Raw genomic sequence first — 20,420 nt, 5'->3', positions numbered from 1 at the left:
TCATGACTGCTTCCCCTTCTTCTCCCTCCGCCTGTACGGACACACCGGAACAGACTGCGCTGGACTGGTTCATGCGCAGCCGGAATGGCCTGGATGCTGCGCAGCGCCAGGCGCTGGCGCAATGGCTGGCCGCCGACCCGGCCCATGCCCAGGCCTATGCCGAATGGCAGGAAGACTGGAACGACCTGGACGCATTGCCTGTGCAGCAGCAGGATGCCTTGCTGGCTTCGGCACGGAATGCATGCCAGCCACCCGCAGCACGGCACCTCACACAACACGCCGGGTTCTGGTCACGTCGCTGGCAATTGACCGCCCTGCTGGCCACACTGCTCGTGGCGCTCCTGCTGTTTCAGTTGCCAGGCACGGCATCGCCTGCTTTCGCGCAAAGCTATGCCACCCTGCCCGGCGAACAGCAGGCCGTCGAATTGCCGGATGGCAGCCGGATCGATCTGGATACCGATACCCGGATCAGCGTGGCACTGTTTGACGGGCATCGTGAGGTACGCCTGATACGGGGCCAGGCCATGTTCCAGGTCGCCGCCGATACCGCCCGCCCCTTCACCGTGACGGCAGATGCAGCACGCATCACGGTAGTCGGCACGCAATTCTCGGTACGGAATACGCCCGGACAGCCCGGTGCGGATACCCTGCGGGTTGCCGTGGCATCGGGCCATGTGCGCGTGGCTCCGGAAGGCAGCAGTTGGCTGCCCTGGCGTGCCGCATCGCAGATCGACCTGACCGCCGGCCAGCAATTGCGCCTGGACACCCTGCAGAGCACCCGGCCCGAGCCGGCCATCGCGGCCGACATCGGTGCCTGGCGCAACCACAGCCTCAGTGTCGACGACACACCGCTGTCCCACGTCCTCGCCGAATTCGCTCGCTATGGCCATCCGTCACCGGTACTGGCCGACCCCGGCATTGCCGCACTACGGATCACCGGGACGTTCGACACGCAGAACATGGCAGGCTTCTATCGCCTGCTGCCCCGGATCCTGCCCGTCCGCGTCGAGGGACAGGACACGGGTACGCCCCGTATTACCGGTTCCCACTGACAGGCACCGGACAAGCCGGCCCGGACTTGCAGACGGGCCGGCTTGTGCTCAGAATTCCAGCGTGGCGTTCAGCATAAAGGTACGGGGAGCACCCAGCACCAGATAGCCGTTGTTGGGATAGCCGCCTACCGAAGACCAGTAGTCGAGCCCGGTCGCATTCTCCAGGCGGGCACGGAGGGTCAGCAGCCGGTCGCCGATGTCCATCATGTAGCTGGCCCCCAGATCCAGCCTGACCCAGCCCGGCGCGCGCAGCGTATTGGCCACGTCCGCATAGCGGCTGCCGGTAGCGATCACCCGCGCATTCAATGCAAGGCCGTCCGTGCCGGGCACATCCCATTCGACACCCAGGTTGGCCTGCCGGGAAGGCACACCGATCACCCGCTTGCCGTCATGCGCGGGATTGCCGGTATTGCGTTGCTTGGCATCCAGCAGCGTGATACCGCCCAATAGCCGCAAACCCGGCCAGGCTTCGCCGTAGAGCATCAGTTCGGCACCACGATGCCGGTTCTTGCCCGCCTCACGGAACACCCTATCCGTACCGACATAGCCACGCGGCTGCTCGGTCGTGAACAGCGCCAGGCTGCCGCCGATCTGCCCGCCATCGTATTTGAGGCCGATTTCCTTCTGCTTGGAGACATAGGGCGGCAAGCGTTCTCCGGCATTGATGGCCGTGCCGTTGGATGGTGCACTTTCTCCCTGCGCCAGACTTTCGATGTAATTGGCGTAGACCGAGACACTGTCGTCCAGCTTGTAGACGATACCTGCCACCGGGCTGTTGTGACTGTCGTCGTAAGGATTGTCTTCCGGCAGGGAGCGGGCATAGTTGTAGGCCGTGCTCCGCAAACGCTGATGTCGCAGGCCCACGATCAGGTCGAGCCGGTCGTCGAACAGCGACATCGTATCGCCCAGCGTGAAGCTGGTCAGGCGCGTATGGTTGAACAGACCGGGATCACCCAGGTCGCCGCCACGAAAGGCATTTGCAGAAAAAGCCGGGCGATCCCAGTACGTCGGATCATAGATATTGGTGGCCAGCGTATTCATGAAATCCATGACGATGGCATTGCGCTCCTCATGGTCATAATGCGACACCGAAGCCACCAGGTCATGACGCACCGAACCTGTCTGCAGTGCAGCACGCACGCCGACCTCTCCGGTCCAGACATCGTCCCGGCGTCGGTTGTCGAAACGGTAGGCGCTGGCCTCGCCCGTCTCGGCATTGCTGACCGTCACACCGGCCAGCGAGTTGAACTCCTTGCCACGTCGTGCCCCTATGGCAGCCCAGCCCGTCACCGCATCGTTGAAGTCATACTCGGCCCGCAGCGTGCCAAAGAAATCCTCCTCGTTGGAACGTGTCCAGGGCTGTGCATAGTTGTGTCGCGCATCGGGTGCCACCGGCACACTATCGACGCCACTCAGCGACACGTTGGGACGCATGCCGCTCAGGCGATTGTTCTGGTAGCCCGCATCGGCCGACAGGCGCAGGCGCTCGCCGCGCCAGTCCCAGCCCAACGTCACCAAGTCCAGTTCGACATGCTCGCCATCGATGGCCGTATCCCCATCGCGACGGGCGACATTGACGCGCAACCCGCTGCGCTGGTCCTCGCCGAAGCGGCGGCTGAAGTCCGCCGCCACATAGGCCTGCCCGCCACTGGCGGTGCCCAGCGTCACGGAATTCAGTGGCTCACTGGCTGCCCGCTTGGGCAGGATATTGACCGTACCGCCGATCCCCATGCCCGATGGTGCCGCCCCATACAGGAACGCGCCGGCACCTCGCATAACCTCGACGCGTTCGATCATTTCCGCCGAGGTGAACTGGCGTGGCAACAGGCCATACAGCCCGTTGTAGGCAATATCGTCAGAGGTCGTCAGGAAGCCCCGGATGAAATACGTCTCCTGGAAGTTGCCGAACCCGCGTGCCGTCCGCACCGAGGGATCGTTCTGCAGCACATCGGCCACGCTGCGCGCCTGCTGGTCCCGGATCAGACGGTTGGTATAGCTGGTCAGGCTGAAAGGCGTATCCATATTGTCGCGGGCACCCAGCACGCCGACCCGACCGCCGCGTGCCACCTGGCCACCGGCGTATTCATCCAGCAGGCCACCGGCCGAGGCATCGGCACTGGCCTGGACTGTGATCGCAGACAACTCACCACCATGATGCAAGGCACTGGCGCTGTCTTCGGTACGGGATATCACGATCGCGCCCTCTTCGATCCTGAAACCGAGGCCTGTACCCGCCAGCAGGCGCTCCAGCGCCTGGGCAGGGGTCAGACTGCCCTGCACGGCAGGTGCCGTCCTGCCGGCCACACTGTCAGGACGAACAATCAGTTCCAGCCCGGTCTGGCGGGCAAACGCATTCAGCGCCTGCGCCAGCGGCTGCGCCGGCAGGGATACCGAGACTGGCGTATCGGCTGCGGACTGGGCCACAGCAGGCGACGCCAGGATCAACAGCGTGGCGCACAGGGCACCGGCCCCAGGAAAAATATGCTTCATGATGCAGACTCCGGAAAGATTCAGGGCAACTGGATGCGTGCCACGCTGCCCTGGCCGCTGGCGAAGCGGTCGGGCGTGAAGGGCGTCTTGACGGTGACGTAGAGGTGGCTGCCGTCGGCATCCAGCGCCAGGCTGTTGGGGTTGGGCGGCAGGTGGTGCGTCTGCAGCACGCGGTAGTCGGTGGCATCGAGGATGCTGACGGTGCCCTGCTCGCGGTGGCCGATGTAGAGCTGGTTGCGCGCCGGGTTGAGCAGGATGTCCATCGAATCGCCCACCGGCAGGCGGGTGATGACGCTGCCGTCGCGAGCATCCAGCACAAAGGTGGTCTTCTGCTGCGAGTGGTCGGTCACGTACAGGCGCTGGGCCTTGTCATCGAGCGCCAGGTTCACCAACAGCGCCTTGGCATCGCCCGCCGGTTTCCAGCGCTGCTCGATGGTGTGGGTACGGGTATCGATAACCAGCACTTCGCCATCGCCGTTGGCGGAGTAGAGGCGATGCTGAGCCGGGTCGAGCAGCAGTCCTGTAACCCATTTTCCGGCATTCCCGATGGTCGCGCGCACAACCATGGTATCGGCATCGATGGCCCAGATCATGCCGGGGTCACCGACCCCACCGACATACAGCAGATTGCTGCCGGCATCATGGACGACAGTACGCGGGCCATAGTTCGAGCCATCGGTACTTTTTTCAGTGAATTTCAGGCGCGCCAGCACCTTGCCTTCCTTGAGGTCGATCTTGCTGACGGCGCTGGCCAAACTGTTGGTGACGAACAGGGTGTCGCCGGCAGGGTTGAGCGCCAGGCCGAAATTCTTCTCATCGGTATGGATAAGCCCCCTGGTGACCAGGGTTTCGGGATCGAGCTGATAGATCACGCCGCCACGGACACCGGGCTGCGCTTCGGTCGATGCCACATACAGCGACTGATTGAACGGGCTGTAGCGCACCTGATACAGCCCATGCGCCAGGTCACGCCGCAGCGCCCCCTCGGGTGAGAGCTGATAGGCCTGGACAGCAACTGGATGAGCGGCATTCTGCGCGGCTTGAGCCTGGGCCGCAGCAGGGCTGGCCCCGATGAACAGCGTGGCGACGGCAACCGCCGCACATGTGAAACGGATAGGAAACATAACGGACTTCTCCAATGGATACCGGAAGGGGTTGTCCATGGAGACGAACGAGGGCGATAAAACCCTATGTGCCAATCAAAAAGATTTTTGTTTTTCTGCTACCGTATCGGCGCATCGGCATGCGTCCCGGCCGATATCGCCCAAAGGAGTTTCCATGACCTCACACCCGAACCCGCTGCTGCGCCTGGCCCGCACGGCACTGCTGCTGGCCGCCTGCGGCCTTTCCACCACGGCTTTCGCCACCAGCGAAGCACCGCAGTTACCCCCTGCCCCCGGCGATGCCCAGCAATATCAGTTGACCCAGGAAGGCGCGCTGCGCCGCGAGCTCAGCCCCGGCATCTACCAGGTACGCTACAGCCCGTTCAACCAGTCGCTGTACGTCGCCGCGGCAGAATCCCGGCCCGGCGTGCAGGGTGGCGTGATCTATCAGCTCGACCCCGATACCCTGGCCACCAGGGGGCTGATCCATACCGACGAGAAGAATTTCGGCCTGGCCCTCAATCCGGCGGGCGACACCCTGTTCGTCACCAACAGCCTGGCCGGAGCCGTCAGCAAGATCGACCTCAAGGAAGGCAAGACGCTCGGCCGCATCCGCTTCACCGAGAAAGGCAAGGATGGCTGGCCCTATGGCCCCCGCAGCGCCATCTACAGTGCCGGCAACGACACCCTGTATGTCGGCGGCGTGGGCGATCCCGGCCTGATCTGGGCCATCGACCCGGCCGACATGACCCTGCGCACGACCATCGAAAACGCCGGCAAGTGGATGACCGGCCTGCTGCTCGACCCGGCACAGAATCGCCTGTACGCCGCCAACGGCGACGGTGAAGTGCTGGTCATCGATACCCGCACCCACGCCATCGAGCAGCGCTGGAAACCGGCAGGCGACGCCAAGGCGCTGCTGCTGAACCTGGCGCTCGATGACAAGGCCCAGCGCCTGTACGTGACCGACCACTCGCAGCAGAAGACCACCTTCGTGCTGGACGCTCGCGACGGCAGCGTCATCACCCGCCTGCCGGTGGGCGACTCGATGGACATCCTGCTCAACCCGGCGCGCAACCAGCTCTACATCGGCCACCGTGACCAGGGCACCGTCAGCATCCTCGATGCCACCGACTACCGCGAGCTGCAGACACTCCACCTGCCGCCCAACCCCAACAGCCTGGCGCTGGATGCCGACGGCAGCCACCTCTACGTCACCGTCAAGACGCCCTTCACGCCTGACCGCTTCGCCAGCGGCCCGGGCAGCGTGGTACGGATCGAACTGCCCTGAGGCACCCGGTTGATGCCAGCCTTGCACGCTGGCATCAACCGCACAGGGAGACGCCCGATCATGTCCGATGAAGCGAAACCTTCAGTTTCCAGCGCCATTCATGAAGCCCTGGTGATATTGGACTCGCTGGAGTCCAATAACCACACACAGGGCAGAACCGTTTTCAAATCAGCCATCGGGGTTCTGCAAAGCGATGCCACAGGAAAATCCGAGCTGAAGGCCCTGTATATAAATTTTTGCGGCTACCTGCTGCATGGCGAATACACAACGACCGAGCATCAGGCCATCCTGAAACTGCTCGATCTGTTGGCAATCCTCGCGAACGACTAGCCCGGCAACAACGCACCCGCCAGCCTGCGCAGCCAGGCTGGGCGCTCTTCGGTATCCAGCCAGTTCTTGACGACCAGGCCCAATTCGGTATCGCCCGAAATACGCAGGCGACGCTGGAAGAACAGGGTATCGGCGTCCATCTCACCCTGCATCATCACCAGGAAATCGGCGGCGCAGGCACTGAGCGACAGATCCTCGTCCTGGCCCATGCAGGGCCGGAAGCGGCCCGCCACCACACGAAAGCGACTGGCCACGCCCAGATCCTCGACCCGAATCAGGAAAACCTTGCCCTCCAGTTCCTCGGGCGGATTGAGCCAGTGCATCATGCGCGCCACCTCCAGGCCGGCGACGAAATGCAGCGACACAAACGGCTCCGGCAGGCGTGCGCCCACCTTGGCAAGGAAAGCCGGCAACCGCAAGCGATTCTGTTCCATGATCATGTTGCTCTACGCCTCCCTGGCGACGTTGACCTCATTGGCCGCCGGCTCGACCCATTCGATGCCGGCCCGACCATACCAGTATCCATTGCAGCGCTCCATGCCCTCGGGCAGCGGAATGCCTGCCGCCAGCGCCTGTGCAGGCGTGCTGCCCCGACGCATCGCATCCAGCGCCGCCACCGCCTCGAAGGTACCGCGCGACTGCGGACTGACCCGCAGCACGCTCACACCCATCTGCGCCAGGATCGCTGCCTGGTCGAGAATATCCATGCAGCCGGCCGACTGCGTCTGGATGCCGTTGATCGCCAGGAACTGCTGCGACTCGCGCGTTTCCATCAACAGCCCGTCGGGATGCTCGATACAGCGGAACCCGCAATCATCCTTGCGCAGGCGGAAATGCCGTGCCGTGAAACAGCGTGCCGAGAAAGCCAATGGCAGTCGTCCCCATACCGCGACCTCCGTCTCCAGGCCCGCCGGGGTTTCCTGCAACAGCAGCCGCAGGCTCTCGCGGTCGTTTTCCAGTGGCATGACATAGCGCACGGCACCCAGTCCATGCAGCCAGGCCAGGGTATCGCCGTGGTAGGCGTTCATGTAGGGGCCGGCCACGAAAGCGCGTCCCTGCAGATGCCGCACCGCACCCACTTCATTGGCCTCGACCAGCCAGTCCTGCTGCGCACAGAGCTTGCGCAGCGCCTGGGCATCGCTGCCCGTCTCGATCAGCGTCTGGGTCGACAGCACTGCGGTCTTGCCGGCCTGTGCCAGCATATCGGCCACGTCGACCCAGTCGGCTGCCCGCAGCTCGTGACGCCGGCTACAGACCGTCTCGCCCACATAGACGATATCGGCCGGCCCCTCGGCCACGGCCTGATAGAAATCGAATACCGACTGGCGCGGCCAGTAGTACTGCAACGGTCCCAATGCAATCCTGAACATCATTCCACTCCTTACTTCCAGGGCCGCTCGAACGCGCCCTGCGTGACCTGCGTACCCTCGGCATGGCGAGCCAGCGTCGTCATCCATTCCGGCCGGGCTGAAAAGCGCGTCGACTCCTGTGCCACCCCATCCAGTGCAGCGCGCAACGTCGACACCACCTGGGCCACATAGGCCGGACTGCGCTGGCGCCCCTCGATCTTGATGGCGCGCACACCCATCTCCTGCAGGCGCGGCAGCAGGCTGATCGCATTCAGACTGGTGGGTTCCTCCAGGGCATGATCCTCCTGCCCATCGATACGAAAGCGCCCCTTGCAGATGGTCGGATAGGCCGCCGCCTCGCCCGGCGCATAGCGGTCCACCAGCAGACCGTTCAGGCGCGCATCGAGCGTGCCATCACGCTCGGTCCAGCGCACCGCATGCGCGGGCGAACAGACACCCTTGTTGTTGGGCGAATCACCCGTGGCATAGGAAGACAGCAGGCAGCGCCCCTCGGCCATCACGCACAGGCTGCCGAAGCCGAACACCTCGATCTCGACCGAAGTGCGCTGCGAAATTTTCTCGATCTCCTGCAGCGTCAGCACGCGAGGCAGCACCACGCGCTGGATGCCGAACTGCTCGCGCATGATTTCGATGGCATCGGCATGGGTGGCCGATCCCTGCACCGACAGGTGCAGGCGCAGGTCAGGATAACGGCGGCTAGCGTAGCCCAGCATGCCGGGGTCGGCCATGATGAGCGCATCCACGCCCAGATCATGCGCGGCATCGACCGCATTGCGCCATTCCTGCGTGCGTCCGGCCTGGGGAAAAGTATTGATCGCACACAGCACCTTGCGGCCACGCTGATGCGCCAGCGCCACCCCGGCGCGGATATCGTCTTCCTTGAAATTGAGGCCCGCAAAATTGCGGGCATTGGTAGCGTTCTTCAGTCCGAGATAGACTGTATCCGCTCCGGCATCCAGCGCAGCCTTGAGGGCCGCCAGACTGCCTGCAGGTGCGACCAGCTCCATGCGCTGGGCACCCGATTGATGAGATGACATGACCGGCACTCCAGAAATTCTTCGTGCCGGACAGTCTAGGCAAGCGCTTCGGGATCGTGATTGACGGGCGTCAACCTCATTTCTAAAGCGGCGATCCCACCGCCTTCTTCAATCAACTCCGGATAAAAACACAATCCATCGTTAATATTTATCAACCTTTACACAGCCGGGTGCGTGCTCGGCGTGGTGCCGGCAACCAGCGGTTCCGTCAGGTGATCCACCGGATCCTTGTCATGGCCGGGTTCACCATTGAGCACTGCCGTCAGTTGCGACTTGTCCAGCTCGCCTTCCCAGCGTGCCACCACGATGGCAGCCACGGCATTGCCCGTCAGGTTGGTCAGGGCACGGCATTCGGACATGAAGCGGTCGATGCCGAGAATCAGGGCCATGCCGGCCACGGGCACGTCAGGCACCACCGACAGCGTGGCCGCCAGGGTGATGAAACCGGCACCGGTCACGCCTGCGGCCCCCTTGGAGCTGAGCATGGCGACCAGCAGCAGCAGAATCTGCTGCTGCAGCGACAGATCGATATTGCAGGCCTGGGCGATGAACAGCGCCGCCATCGTCATGTAGATGTTGGTGCCATCCAGGTTGAACGAGTACCCGGTCGGCACGACCAGCCCGACCACCGACTTGGCACAGCCGGCACGCTGCAGCTTCTGCATCAGCGTGGGCAGCGCAGCCTCTGACGAGCTGGTACCCAGCACCAGCAGCAGCTCTTCGCGGATGTAGCGGATCAGCTTGAGGATCGAGAAGCCGTTGTAGCGGGCCACGGCACCCAGCACGACCACAACAAAGAAGACCGAAGTCAGGTAGAAGGTCGCCACCAGCAGAGCCAGGCTCGAGACCGATTCGATCCCGTACTTGCCGATGGTGAATGCCATCGCACCAAAGGCACCGATGGGTGCAGCCTTCATCAGGATAGCCACCAGCTTGAAAACCGGGAACATCATGGCCTGGAAGAAGTTCAACACCGGCTTGCCATAGTCACCCACGGCGGCCAGCGAGATACCGAACAGCACGGCCACGAACAACACCTGCAGAATGTCGCCGCCGGTAAAGGGGCTGACCAGGGTGGTCGGGATGATATTCATCAGAAAACCGGTCAGGGTGCTGTCATGTGCCTTCTGCACGTAGGTCTGCACCGCACCGCTATCGAGCGAAGCCGGATCGATGTTCATGCCATGACCGGGGTGCACCACATTGCTGACAATCAGGCCAATGATCAGCGCCAGCGTCGAGAACGTCAGGAAATACAGCATGGCCTTGCCAACCACGCGACCGACCTTCTGCAGATCGCTCATCGCCGCGATACCGGTCGTGACCGTCAGGAAAATCACCGGCGCAATGATCATCTTGACCAGCTTGATGAAGGCATCGCCCAGCGGCTTCATGCTTTCGCCGACATCGGGATAGAAATGGCCCAGCAGGATGCCGATGGTGATCGCCACGATCACCTGTACATACAGGACCTGGTAGAGGCGGATTTTGCGGGGAGCGGTCGGGCGCACGACAATGCCTTCGCCCTGAGAGAGGTCGACCATCTTTTATGTCTCCTGATACCTTGAAACGGGTCCGTATGTTTCGGACAGTTGGAGGGGCAAAAGCAAATTTCATGCCAACCCATGCACCACACCGGATCAAATGCACTGAGACGGCGCAGCGCGCCTTCGCGGACGGCACCATCAGCGCGCACTGCACGCAACCGGTCAGGATTGTGCGAAAATCCGCACAACAACCCAACACAACACGCGGATTCCCACACAGATATGCCAGACACCCCGGCGCAGCCCAGGCCTCTCGACCAGCGCATACGCCATGACTGGTGGCTATTCGGTGCTGTCGGTATTGTCCTGCTGGCACTGGCAGCCATGTTCTCGGGACGGCTGGGCGACAGCCAGGCCTACCAGGCACAGACGGCACGACTGGACAGCCTGGCCTCGGCCAATGCCCGCCTGATCGACAATATCCGCAACAAATTCGATGCCCTGCCCTTTATCCTGGCGCAGGATACGGCCCTCCAGCAAGCGCTCACGCAACGCAACCCCACCGCCCTGGCCGCACTCAACCTCAAGCTGGAGCGCCTGGCCCAGGGTACGGGTGCCAGCGTGATCTACCTGATAGACCATCAGGGCAACACCCTGGCATCCAGCAACTGGGAGGATCGCGACAGCTTCGTGGGCAAGAATTACCTGTTTCGCCCCTACTTCGCCCACGCATTGCAAAAGGGACAAGGTGAATATTTCGCGCTGGGCACATCCAGCGGCCGGCCCGGCCTGTACTTTTCGCGTCGGGTCGATACCGCTCCCGCACGCGAGGACGGCGTCATCGCCATCAAGCTCGATTTCGGCTGGCTGGAACAGGCCTGGCAGCACGCCGGCGATATTCTTTTCGTGACCGACGAACACGGCGTCATCATCCTGAGCAGCGACCCCGACTGGCATTTCCGCACGCTGGGCACCCTGCCGTCCGCCCTGGCCGATAGCCTGCATGCCGACCTGCAGTTCGGTACGGCCAGCCTGAGCCCCCTGCCGCTGGTACCGGGTACGCAGGCCGACCTGCCGGTCCTGCGCAGTGGTACCCAGGAAAGCTATCGCCAGGTCAGCCAGGCCATCCCCGACAGCAGCTGGACCCTGCATGTGCTGTCGCCCACCCGCGCCATGCTGGCCGCCAGCGCCCAGGCGTCCCGCCTGACCGCCCTGCTGGCCACCGCCAGCCTGCTGGCGCTGGCTGCCCTCTGGCTGGTACGCCGCCACCAAAGGTTGGAGCGCGAGGCACTGCAGGCTGCCTCGCAGACGGAACTGGAACAGGCTGTCGAAGCCCGCACCCGGCAGTGGCATGCCGCCAACCAGCGACTGGAAGAAAAAATGCAGGCCCTGGAGCGGTCACGCGCCCGGGCTCGCGACCTGCGCGAACAACTCGAGCAGGCTGACAAGCTGGCCTTCCTGGGCCAGATCTCGGCCGGCGTGGCCCATGAAATCAATCAGCCCGTCGCTGCCATCCAGACCTATGCCGACAATGCCCGGGTCTATCTTGAGCGGGCGGATACCGACGCGGCCGCCCGCAATCTGGCCATCATCACCGACCTGACCCATCGCATCGGCCTGATTACCGGCCAACTGCGACATTACGCCCGCAAGGCGGGCGACGAACCCGGGCCGGTCTCGGTCCGCGCCGCGCTCGACAATGCCATGCTGCTGCTTGAGCCACGCGCCCGCCGCCAGGGTGTGGCCGTCGAGATCGACGATACCCTGGCACCGCTACAGGTCCGCGCCGCCCAGGTCAGGCTGGAGCAGGTCTTCATCAACCTGCTGCGCAACGCCCTCGATGCACTCGGCCCGACCACGGGCGGGCGCATCGGCATAGAGGCGAGCCAGGCCGATGGCCAGGTCAGGATCCGTATCCGCGACAATGGCCCGGGCCTGGATGCCGACATCGGCCGCAAGCTCTTTACCCCCTTCACCTCCAGCCGCAGCGACGGCCTGGGCCTGGGGCTGCTCATCTCGCGCGACATTATCCAGGCACTGGGCGGCACGCTGGTACTCGAATCCACCGCCCCCGACCAGCCGGGTGCCTGCTTCCTCATCACCCTGCCGGAATACACCGCATGACCTCCGCCACCACCCTGCGCGCCGCCTTCATCGATGACGATCCCGACCTGCGGGCCGCTGCCGCACAGAGCCTGGATCTGGCCGGCATTGCCGTTGATCTGTTCGTCAGTGCACAGGATGCCCTGGCGAACCTGCCATCCGACTACCCCGGCGTCATCGTCAGTGACATCCGCATGCCGGGCATGGATGGGCTGACCCTGTTTCGCGCGCTGCGCGAGCGCGACACGGGGCAGCCTGTCATCCTGATCACCGGCCACGGCGATATCGACATGGCGGTCCAGGCCATGCAGGAAGGGGCCTTCGACTTCCTGGCCAAACCCTACCCGACCGAACGGCTGCTGACCTCGATACGCCATGCCGCCACCCAGCGCCTGTTGACCCTGCAAAACCGCAGCCTGCAGCAAGCGCTGCGCCAGACCGGCAACGAACCCCTGATGCTGGGTGAATCCCCTGCCATGCAGCGGTTGCGCAATACGCTGCGCCATATCGCCGACGCCGATGCCGACGTGCTGGTCGAAGGCGAGACCGGCACCGGCAAGGAAGTCGTGGCCTCGCTGCTGCATCACTGGAGTCGGCGCGCCTCGCATCGGCTGGTCGCGATCAACTGCGGTGCGCTGCCCGAAAACATCATCGAGAGCGAACTGTTCGGCCACGAGGCCGGTGCCTTCACCGGCGCGCAACGCAAGCGCATGGGCCGGATCGAATATGCCGACCACGGCACTCTGTTCCTGGATGAAATCGAAAGCATGCCGCTGGCGGCCCAGATCCGCCTGCTGCGCGTGCTGGAAACACGCAGCGTCACACCACTGGGCACCAACGAGGAGCGCCCCGTCGATCTGCGCGTGGTGGCTGCCACCAAGGTCGATCTGGGCCAGCCCGACAATCAGAAACAGTTCCGGGCCGATCTCTATTACCGCCTGAACGTGATCACCCTGCGCCTGCCTCCGCTGCGGGAACGTCGCGAAGACATTCCGCTGCTGTTCGCCCACTTTTGCGCACAGGCGGCACGCCGCTTCAACCGCCCGCAACCACCGGCCGACAGCCGCACGCTGGCCTGGCTCGACAGCCATACCTGGCCAGGCAACGTCCGCGAGCTGGCGCACTATGCCGAGCGTCATGTGCTGGGCGTAGCCGACCCCGGCATGGCGCAATACAGCGCCAGCACCGGGCTGAGCCTGCCCGAGCGCATGGAGCGCTACGAAGCGCAACAGATCCGCAGCGCACTGGCCGCGCACCGGGGCGATATCCGGGCCACACTGGCCGCACTGGGCCTGCCCCGCAAAACCTTCTACGACAAGCTGCAGCGCCATGGCATCAGCCGCAGCGACTTTGCCCAGGAGACAGATCCCGACGCCTGAATCACCTATGGCAAAACCACATATGACACCGTTTATCGGCATAAAAAAGGCATAATATGGCGGATAACATCACATAATACGGATTCAGCCCTCGACGCCATGCTCGCCTTCTCCGCCCAACCGCTGCGCCGCAGGAATCGGACGCTGGCCGAAGAAGCCGTCGCAGCCCTGATGCTTCCCATCCAGCAAGGCGTCTGGCAGACTGGAGACAAGCTCCCTTCCGAGGCCGAGCTCATCCGTCAGCTCGGCGTCAGCCGGACTGTCGTGCGCGAAGCCATCTCTCGCCTGCAGGCACAGGGACAGGTCGAAACCCGGCAAGGCGTAGGCACCTTCGTTCTGCCATCCCCGCTATCGACGGCCTCGCCGGAGACCGATCGGGGCATCACCACGGAAGACAGCGACGCACGCCTGGAGCTGTTTCGCGCCCTCGCCAGTGAAAGTGCCGCCCTGGCGGCATTGCGACGCACATCGGCAGACCTGGCTCGGCTACGCCATGCCGCTTCGCAGCTCAGTCTGGCTCCCGCCGGAAACGAACCGGATACACAGGTGGACGTCCAGCAGGCAGCACAGGCCTTTTTCCACGCACTGGCCGATGCCGCCCGCAGCCGTTATCTGTCACAGCACCTGGCCACGCTCGGCTATATTGCCGGCCCCGAGCCCCTGCCTCCTGCCAACAGCAGCGTCGCGACAGCACAACGCAACTGGATCCGCCAGGAATATGCCACGATCATTGCGGCCATCCAGGCCCAGGATGCGGCGCGTGCACGGCAAGCCATCTGCGAATACCTTTCCAGGACTACGGCCTGACCGGGTGGTCACAGAACCGCACATGCCGGCATGCCAGCCGGATCGTCCGATGCGCGTTTCCATCGCTATAAAATGATGCGTTGCTTCCATAGCCCGTCATACCATCCCGCATGCCTTCACATCGCCGTATACACTTGGCCGCAGCAAGCCTGGCACTGACCCTGGCACTGCCCTGTGCCACCTCTCTTGCCGCTTCCTCCAGCATGATCACCACCACACCTGCCGTCCAGGCCCAGCTCGCCACCACACACCCCAGCACACTCTACATGCATGCCCAGAAACTGTTCGAGCAGGGCCACAAGGATGAGGCCACGGTCTGGTTCTATATCGGCCAGCTTCGTTTCCGCTACCACTTGCTGGCCCACCCCGAGCTGCCCGCCGATGGCGAACCTGCCGTCATGGACGCGCTCAATGCCACGCTTGGACAGCAAATCAACGAATGGGCCGGCGGTTCCACACGCGATTGGGTGGCAGCCATAGACCAGGCCCTGGCCTGGGATGACAGCCATGACAATCCGCTGACGCCAAAAGACCAGTACGCCCCTCAGTTGGCCGAAATCCGCACCGGCCTGCAAGGACTGCGCCAGCATATCCTGGACAACGCCGATACCATTCGCGCAGAGCGCACGGCCAACGGTCTGGACAACCGCTGAACACCATCCCCGCCATGCACGCCATCATCGACCTGACCGATGCCCACACCTTCCCGGCCGTGGTGCGCACATTCAATCAAGCGTTCATTGCACCACTGGGAGGCGAATGGCATGGCAGTTGGGACGCCCTCAACGACTACCTGTCCTGGCCCGAAGCAGAGCACTACACGCTGGAGTTCAGGGGCTGGCACACCTGCCGGGGCCTGACGACGGACGACCGGGTCATGCTGGCCAGCATACTGGCCGACCATCCTGACATACGCGCACTATTTCCCCTGTCTGGACCCGATGCTGCGGAACAGGCCACCTGCCTGCAACGCTGGGCGGCCGACATGCAGCCACGGCGCTGGCGGCTGGTCGAATACAGCGGTGCCGAATGCCTGGGGGCCAGCGACCTGCCCGCCCACGCGGTCGATGGCCGCATTCGCGCGCTCACGGACCAGGGGTTTCATCTGGCGGGCGCACGGCAGGGACAAACCGCCGTGCTGTGTGCCCACGAAGGCACTCCGGTACCGCCGTGGCCCAGTGTCTTCGCGGAGCGCGACCTGATCGGCGGCCTGGATGTCTCGCATCTGGATACGGACGGTCCCATGGATGCCGAACGCCTGGTCAATGGCTGGCAGACCGAGAAGGCTGCCCAGTTGCTGAGTCTGCTCAAGCAGGGCAACCACAGCCAGGCGAGCGCCCAATGGCGTGCGCTGGGCCTGTCAGGCCAGCAGGCCGGGCAGGTGCTGGTGCTGCTCGACCAGGTCTGCACCGATCTGCTCTATACCCTGCTGTTGAGCCTGGATGGTGCTGCTGCCGCAGGCGGCGAGCAGCATGCTTTCGAAGTGCGCAACGAACAGGGTCAGAACCTGTCACCCTGCGGGGAGCTGGAAGCGGCGGCCTACGCCCTGCTGATGGAACGGCGGCCCTGATCAGGAGGCAGGCGTCAGCCGACGCACCTGCAAGGTATCCGTGGCGAACGCATATTCGTATTCATACACGGCCTCCACGGCGTAGGGATCGTCCAGCCCTGGGGCATCCTGGGTCACAATCCCCCTCAGCACCATGTGACCGTCAATCCGGTCAAGCAAGCCGAACGAGGTATGCCCCTGGCGCAGGCCAGAGGCGCGCAGCCTGTCGGGAATGCCGTAGTCGCGGTACAGATTGCCGGACGGAACGATGTAGAAGCCGTCGCGCACAAAGAACGCATTGCGTGCGCGCATGGCGTCAATCGCACCATAACAGGCTGTCCGCAGGGCGGGCTGGCGCTCGGAAACGATGTGCGGTGCCACGACGGCCTTGTCATCCAGGTACCAGAGTGCCGTCGAGCCATCATCCTGACTCTCCATGTAGGTCTGCGGCGTGCCCCGGATAAGCTCGATCGGACCGTGATAGCCCTTGCCCAGCGGATCGGCATAGTCCGCCCGCGCCGAAGCCGGATAGATATCGATCTGTGGCGGCGGTTGCAAACCGGCACGCATCACGCCCGCAAGCCCCCTGGCCATTGCTGCGTCGAACAGCGGCTGGTCGTGCCGCAGCGCACCCATATCGGCAAAATACGCAATATTCCAGCGCGGTTTGCCGTAGGCCGAGTCTGCCTTCAGGGAAAAGAAATCACCTTGCAGGCCCGCTGCCCGCAGGGATGCCAGGGCGTCACGCTGTTGCCGCACGAACGCGTTCTTCTCACGCCGCGCGGCCTCGACCTTGGGCACCAGGGTCTCGGCGCTGTCGTCCTGAGTCAGCCTCACCATGAATGGCTCGCCATCGGCCCGGTCGCGCACATACAGACCGTAGACGCCCTTCCAGCGTGCCAGCGGTTCCGAAGAACCGAGCTTGCGCAACGACAGAACCTGCAACTCGCTGCCAAAGCGATCCTGCACGGTGCGCTCGAACATCCGCGCCGGCCCTCGGCCGGCGCAGGCTGCCAATGCGCCCAGCAGCAGGCAGGCCACAAAGGCCAACAGCAGCTTGGATGTCATGCTCAATTGGCCAGGCCTGCCGCCTCGGCCTGCTGGTCGGCATGATACGAGGAACGCACCATCGCACCGACGGCAGCATGACTGAAGCCCATGTCGTAGGCCTCACGCTCGAACATGGCGAATGTATCGGGATGCACATAACGCAGTACCGGCAGGTGATGCTCGGACGGCTGCAGATACTGCCCGATGGTCAGCATCTCGATGTTGTGATCCCGCATGTCGCGCATCACCTGGAGGATTTCCTCGTCGGTTTCGCCCAGACCCAGCATCAGGCCGGATTTGGTCGGCACATTGGGTTGCAATTTCTTGTACTCTGCCAGCAGCTTGAGCGAGTGCATGTAATCGGCACCCGGGCGCGACTGCTTGTAAAGGCGCGGCACGGTTTCCAGATTGTGATTCATGACATCAGGCGGTGCCTGGGTGAGAATATCCAGCGCCCGATCGAGCCGGCCACGGAAGTCGGGCACCAGCACCTCTATCCGGGTCTTGGGCGACATTTCACGAATCAGCCGGATACAGTCGGCATAGTGCTGTGCCCCGCCATCCCGCAGGTCGTCCCGATCCACGGACGTGATCACGGCATACGACAGCTTGAGTGCAGCGATGGTGCGGGCCAGATTTTCTGGTTCCGCCGTATCCAGCGGGTCGGGTCGGCCATGTCCGACATCACAGAACGGGCAGCGACGGGTGCACTTGTCACCCATGATCATGAAGGTGGCGGTGCCCCGGCCAAAACACTCGCCGATATTGGGACACGACGCTTCTTCGCAGACCGTATGCAGATTGTGTTCGCGAAGGATACGCTTGATATCGTAGAACCGGGAGCCTTGCGAAGCCGCCTTGACCCGGATCCACTCGGGCTTCTTGAGTCGCTCGACCGGTACGATCTTGATCGGGATGCGTGCCGTCTTGGCCTGCGACTTCTGCTTCTGGGTGGGATCGTAGGCGGCCGGCGCGGGTGCCGGAACAGCCGTACCCGTTGCAGTCGTCTGGATCGTTGTCGGAGAGGATTGCTGATCGGCAGCCGTGGTCATGGGATATCCTGGGCAAAGCGTGTGCAAAAGGCAAGTGTAACCGCAGGTGCCCTGCCCCGCATCCTTTCGCGCATGGCAGGCCAGGAATGCGCGACGCGTCCACGGCAAAACGAAGCCAGATATGCACCGGGCGGGCTATCGAAGGGAACCGTACCCCATTGCGCGATGCCCCAACTGGTGATCGATCTGTGCGGCAAGCGCCTGTCCGGCATGCTCGAAATCGACATGCACGCCCAGCGTCGCCAGGTCTACGGTACGCAGACCGGCATAGCCACAGGGATTGATGCCCTGGAAGGGCTGCAGATCCATGTCCACGTTGAGGGCAGCACCGTGGTAGCTGCAGCCATTGCGGATCTTCAGACCCAGGGCGGCAATCTTGGCTTCATCGCCCTCGTGCGTGACATACACCCCCGGCGCACCCGGCTTGCGGCACGCGTCACGCACACCAAAACCGGCCAGCGTGTCGATCACGGCCTGTTCGAGCCTGAACACGTATTCCTTGACGAAAATGCGCGCACGGCGCAGATCCATCAGGCAATAGGCTACGGCCTGGCCCGGCCCATGATAGGTCACCTGTCCGCCCCGGTCGGTCTGCACCACCGGAATATCGCCGACATTGAGCAAGTGCTCCGACTTGGCAGCCTGACCCAGTGTGTAGACCGGCGCATGCTCCACCAGCCAGATATGATCCGGCGATTCGGCAGTACGCATTTCGGTGTAGTCCTGCATCGCCAGCCAGACTGGCGTGTAATGCGATTGGCCAGCCAGGCGATCGATCCGGAAACCGCTCACAGCACGACCGATACCATCTCGTGACCGTTCAGCGCACGGTACAGGTTGTCGAGTTGTTCACGCGAGGTGGCACGCACCACGAAGGTCAGGCCCATATAGTTGCCACTGCTGCTGGGGCGCATCTCGACCGTTGCCACATCGAACTCGGGATCGTGCTCAAGCACCAGCGCAGTCAGCAACTGAGCAAAGTCGGGATGGGCCTTGCCCATGACCTTGATCGGGAAATCGCTGGGATACTCGATCAACGACTGCTCGGGAGGGATTTCCGGAAAAGCACCAGAGGTATCTGTCATGGCAAGGCCTCGTATCGAATGATCAGTTGAACCAGCGGCGCACGGTATCGGCCAGGCGGCCGAAGAAACCGGCGCGCTCGACCGGCGTCAGGACCTGCAGCGGCTCACTGCGCAGCACCTGGCCATCCAGCGTCAGGTCCAGCGTACCGACGCGCTGGCCCTGCGCCAGCGGTGCCACCAGCGGATCGGTGCGGCGTGCCACGGATTGCACATCACCCGCCTTGCCGCGCGGCACGGTCAGCCAGACAGCCTGGGGCACACCCAGGCCGACTTCCTTCTGCTCGCCTTCCCAGACCTGGGCCTGCACGGCAGGCTTGTCGGCATCGAGCAGCTTGACCGTATCGAAATTCTGGAAACTCCAGTTCAGCAGCTTGAGGCTTTCCTCGGCACGGGCGGCTTCGCTGTCGGCCCCCACGATCACGGTCACGATACGGCGCTCGCCGCGCTTGGCCGTCGCCACCAGGCAATAGCCGGCCGAAGAGGTATGACCGGTCTTGAGCCCATCGACCGAGGGGTCGGCCCACAGCAGACGGTTGCGGTTGGCCTGCGTGATGTTGTTGTAGCTGTACTCGCGTTGCTGGTAGTAATGGTAATACTCGGGGAAGTCCTCGATCAGGTGCTCTGCCAGGATGGCCAGATCACGTACCGACACCAGGTGGCGTTCGCCCGGCAGGCCGGTGGCATTCTCGAAATACGACCGGCTCAGGCCCATGCGCTCGGCCTGCTGGTTCATCAGGGCGGCAAAGGCCGGCTCGCTGCCGGCAACTGCCTCGGCCAGCGCCACGGAGGCGTCATTGCCCGACTGCACGATCATGCCCTGCAACAGCTCATCGACAGTCACCGGCTTGCGCGGCTCGATGAACATGCGCGAACCACCCGTCTTCCAGGCGAATTCGGACACGATGGCCTGCTGGTCGAGCGACAGGCGGTTTTCCTTGAGCGCCTGGAACACCACATAAGCCGTCATCACCTTGGTAATCGAGGCCGGCTCGACCTGCACGTCGGGGTCTTTGGACGTCAGTATTTGGCCACTGGTCAGGTCAATGGCAATCCAGGCACGTGCAGCCAGCACCGGTGCGGGCACAGCCGACAGCTCAGCCAGTGACGTCACGGGAGCCTGCGCCTGCTGGGCAACGGTGGTGGCCGGTGCGGCGGTTTCCTGCGCCATGAGCGGTGTGGCCGCAGCCAGCACCGAGGCAGTCATGGCAAGCATTACCATGCGCGCGGTCGGCTTG

At 63.6% G+C, this 20,420-nt stretch carries 19 protein-coding genes; 8 read left to right on the top strand and 11 right to left on the bottom strand.

The genetic code is table 11. The annotated features are described in order from the left end of the window. The first annotated feature begins 2 nt into the window (after positions 1-2). Positions 3-1,052 (top strand): FecR domain-containing protein, encoded by a 1,050-nt coding sequence (locus ABN482_RS16355; RefSeq protein ID WP_349504972.1) that lies wholly within the window; start codon positions 3-5, stop codon positions 1,050-1,052. 48 nt (positions 1,053-1,100) lie between these two features. Here the strand turns inward: ABN482_RS16355 and ABN482_RS16350 are convergent, their stop codons facing one another. Further along, positions 1,101-3,542 (bottom strand): TonB-dependent siderophore receptor, encoded by a 2,442-nt coding sequence (locus tag ABN482_RS16350; RefSeq protein ID WP_349504971.1) that lies wholly within the window; start codon positions 3,540-3,542, stop codon positions 1,101-1,103. Between the two features lie 20 nt (positions 3,543-3,562). Then, the gene (locus ABN482_RS16345; RefSeq protein WP_349504970.1) at positions 3,563-4,666 is read right to left on the bottom strand and encodes a YncE family protein; all 1,104 of its coding nucleotides are present in this window, start codon (positions 4,664-4,666) and stop codon (positions 3,563-3,565) included. Positions 4,667-4,820: 154 nt separating this feature from the next. Between ABN482_RS16345 and ABN482_RS16340 the strand changes: the two genes are divergently transcribed. Both ABN482_RS16340 and ABN482_RS16335 read left to right on the top strand, forming a co-directional pair. Then, a complete protein-coding gene (locus ABN482_RS16340; protein WP_349504969.1) occupies positions 4,821-5,936 on the top strand; it encodes a YncE family protein in 1,116 nt (371 codons plus the stop codon). Between the two features lie 60 nt (positions 5,937-5,996). Next, positions 5,997-6,266: a hypothetical protein gene (locus tag ABN482_RS16335; RefSeq protein WP_349504968.1), complete on the top strand. Its 270-nt coding sequence runs from the start codon at positions 5,997-5,999 to the stop codon at positions 6,264-6,266. Here the strand turns inward: ABN482_RS16335 and ubiT are convergent. From ubiT to ABN482_RS16315, 4 genes are all read right to left on the bottom strand, one after another. Next, positions 6,263-6,700, bottom strand: a complete 438-nt coding sequence (gene ubiT, locus ABN482_RS16330; RefSeq protein ID WP_349504967.1) for a ubiquinone anaerobic biosynthesis accessory factor UbiT — start codon at positions 6,698-6,700, stop codon at positions 6,263-6,265. The two genes, ABN482_RS16335 and ubiT, sit on opposite strands and share 4 nt — an antisense overlap. 12 nt (positions 6,701-6,712) lie before the next feature. Continuing rightward, a complete protein-coding gene (locus ABN482_RS16325) occupies positions 6,713-7,639 on the bottom strand; it encodes a U32 family peptidase (protein ID WP_349504966.1) in 927 nt (308 codons plus the stop codon). Positions 7,640-7,647: 8 nt separating this feature from the next. Beyond that, positions 7,648-8,673, bottom strand: coding sequence for a ubiquinone anaerobic biosynthesis protein UbiU (ubiU, locus tag ABN482_RS16320; protein ID WP_239990158.1), 1,026 nt, complete (start codon positions 8,671-8,673; stop codon positions 7,648-7,650). A 158-nt stretch (positions 8,674-8,831) separates the two neighbouring features. After that, complete coding sequence (locus ABN482_RS16315) at positions 8,832-10,217, bottom strand: dicarboxylate/amino acid:cation symporter (RefSeq protein ID WP_349504965.1); 1,386 nt, start codon at positions 10,215-10,217, stop codon at positions 8,832-8,834. A 225-nt stretch (positions 10,218-10,442) separates the two neighbouring features. Between ABN482_RS16315 and ABN482_RS16310 the strand changes: the two genes are divergently transcribed. The 5 genes from ABN482_RS16310 to ABN482_RS16290 all read left to right on the top strand — a co-directional run bounded on the left by ABN482_RS16310 (position 10,443) and on the right by ABN482_RS16290 (position 16,019). Then, complete coding sequence (locus ABN482_RS16310) at positions 10,443-12,284, top strand: sensor histidine kinase (RefSeq protein WP_349504964.1); 1,842 nt, start codon at positions 10,443-10,445, stop codon at positions 12,282-12,284. After that, entirely contained in the window at positions 12,281-13,642 is a 1,362-nt protein-coding gene (locus ABN482_RS16305) for a sigma-54-dependent transcriptional regulator (RefSeq protein ID WP_349504963.1), read from the top strand. Before ABN482_RS16310 ends, ABN482_RS16305 begins: the two co-directional genes overlap by 4 nt. 99 nt (positions 13,643-13,741) lie before the next feature. Beyond that, on the top strand, positions 13,742-14,449 hold the full coding sequence (locus tag ABN482_RS16300; RefSeq protein WP_349504962.1) for a FadR/GntR family transcriptional regulator: 708 nt from the start codon (positions 13,742-13,744) through the stop codon (positions 14,447-14,449). A gap of 134 nt (positions 14,450-14,583) precedes the next feature. Further along, positions 14,584-15,102, top strand: coding sequence for a hypothetical protein (locus tag ABN482_RS16295; protein ID WP_349504961.1), 519 nt, complete (start codon positions 14,584-14,586; stop codon positions 15,100-15,102). A gap of 14 nt (positions 15,103-15,116) precedes the next feature. After that, positions 15,117-16,019, top strand: coding sequence for a barstar family protein (locus tag ABN482_RS16290; protein ID WP_349504960.1), 903 nt, complete (start codon positions 15,117-15,119; stop codon positions 16,017-16,019). On the opposite strand, the gene ABN482_RS16285 is transcribed toward ABN482_RS16290, so the two are convergent. From ABN482_RS16285 to ABN482_RS16265, 5 genes are all read right to left on the bottom strand, one after another. Beyond that, positions 16,020-17,066, bottom strand: a complete 1,047-nt coding sequence (locus ABN482_RS16285; RefSeq protein ID WP_349504959.1) for a hypothetical protein — start codon at positions 17,064-17,066, stop codon at positions 16,020-16,022. 2 nt (positions 17,067-17,068) lie between these two features. Next, entirely contained in the window at positions 17,069-18,100 is a 1,032-nt protein-coding gene (gene lipA, locus ABN482_RS16280) for a lipoyl synthase (protein ID WP_349504958.1), read from the bottom strand. A gap of 135 nt (positions 18,101-18,235) precedes the next feature. Next, a complete protein-coding gene (lipB, locus tag ABN482_RS16275; protein ID WP_349504986.1) occupies positions 18,236-18,877 on the bottom strand; it encodes a lipoyl(octanoyl) transferase LipB in 642 nt (213 codons plus the stop codon). A gap of 11 nt (positions 18,878-18,888) precedes the next feature. Beyond that, positions 18,889-19,185: a DUF493 family protein gene (locus tag ABN482_RS16270; protein ID WP_349504957.1), complete on the bottom strand. Its 297-nt coding sequence runs from the start codon at positions 19,183-19,185 to the stop codon at positions 18,889-18,891. A 22-nt stretch (positions 19,186-19,207) separates the two neighbouring features. After that, positions 19,208-20,404: a D-alanyl-D-alanine carboxypeptidase family protein gene (locus tag ABN482_RS16265; protein ID WP_502877321.1), complete on the bottom strand. Its 1,197-nt coding sequence runs from the start codon at positions 20,402-20,404 to the stop codon at positions 19,208-19,210. Between the last annotated feature and the right edge of the window lie 16 nt (positions 20,405-20,420).

The sequence above is a fragment of the Corticimicrobacter sp. genome (genome assembly GCF_040137905.1).
GTDB lineage: Bacteria > Pseudomonadota > Gammaproteobacteria > Burkholderiales > Burkholderiaceae_B > Corticimicrobacter.
Note: the sequence above shows the minus strand (reverse complement) of the source record. Positions and strands in the feature narration are given on the sequence as shown.